A 1,224-nucleotide genomic window follows, 5' to 3' on the forward strand; every position below is an offset into this window, starting at 1 on the left:
TCCGGTTCGTCGTAAAACAGTGGAACGGACTTGGTGGGTTTGCTTGGAGCCTCTTTATAGCTTAGAGGGTTTGTCGGATCTTTTTTTGTTTGGTGGGGCCGACTCCATTCTTTTTCTACCGCGTCGCGTTCGCCTTTTTGCGTCAGTGGAATCATTCGTGCCTCTGCTTGCTTTTTATGCTAGCGAGTTGGAGAAGGTTCCTCTGTCTGTCGAATGGGAAAATCAGGTTGTGGATCGAGATAGCTTTTCTAAAGAAAGTAGGGGTTGTCAGTTGGTCTGTATACACGATGCGTTTGCTCGTTCTTGCTCTGTTTGTGATGGTCAAGAGTGTGGCGGCTCTGTTTGGAGGGAAGAGTCTTTAAGCGACTTTACTTTGAGAAATTATGTCTCTTTGTTAGTCGAAACCATGAGGAGAAAATCAATTTGAACACGGTTTCCTTGCGGTCTAATTCGGAAATACGTGCCCGACTTGTTCGTGTGATCGGTCCGGAGGGTCAAAATTTTGGGATGATGTCTTCGCGTGATGCTTTGCAAAAGGCTTTGGAGCTTGGGCTTGACCTAGTTGAGGTGGAACCTCAGAAGGATCCTCCAGTTTGTAAGATAATGGATCTAGGTAAGTTCCGTTATAACAAAAGTCGGAAAGAGCGAGAAGGTCGCAAAAGTCAGCAAGGTGTGAAAGTAAAGGATATAAAAATCAGACCAAATATTACTTCCCATGATTTGGAAATAAAGATTCGTCGAGCTCGAGAGTTTATAGAGAAGGGTCATAAGGTAAGGATTACTTGTGTGTTTCGTGCACGTGAGATGACGCATTCAGAGATTGGTATGGGTGTTATGCAATCGGCTTGTGATCAATTAGTTGATATTTCATCTGTTGATGTTCCTCTTGCGATGATAGGACGGTCTCTTTCTATTTCTCTTAGTCCTGATATGAAAAAAAAGAGAATACGTTCTGAAGATCAGACAGGCTCTTCTGTCTCAGAAGAGAATGAAGGTAGAAAGGATAAAGAGAGTTAGAGATAGGTTGGGGGCGCTTGTTTATGCCGAAAATGAAAACTCGAAAGGCTGTTGTTGGCAAGGTCAGAGTGACAGGAACTGGGAAGTTGAAGCATGCAAAGTGTGGTCGTAGAAAATTTATGAGCAGTAAATCTCCAAAGAGGAAGAGACAGCTTCGTCGTCCGGCTTTCCTTCCAGCTGGGTTGGAGCGTGTTTTCAAGCAACTCA

General features: G+C 44.0%; 3 protein-coding genes. All 3 read left to right on the forward strand.

Features of this window, described 5'->3' with window-relative positions:
• The coding region (locus tag GCCT14_RS05020) for a hypothetical protein (protein WP_157952647.1) at nucleotides 1-427 on the forward strand (427 nt) is incomplete at its 5' end.
• On the forward strand, nucleotides 424-1,017 hold the full coding sequence (gene infC / locus GCCT14_RS05025) for a translation initiation factor IF-3 (protein ID WP_239978390.1): 594 nt from the start codon (nucleotides 424-426) through the stop codon (nucleotides 1,015-1,017). The genes GCCT14_RS05020 and infC, both read left to right, overlap by 4 nt.
• A gap of 23 nt (nucleotides 1,018-1,040) precedes the next feature.
• Nucleotides 1,041-1,224, forward strand: a 184-nt coding sequence (locus GCCT14_RS05030) for a large ribosomal subunit protein bL35 (RefSeq protein ID WP_108624463.1), incomplete at its 3' end; no start/stop codon positions are given.

The organism is Candidatus Similichlamydia epinepheli (assembly GCF_003056015.1).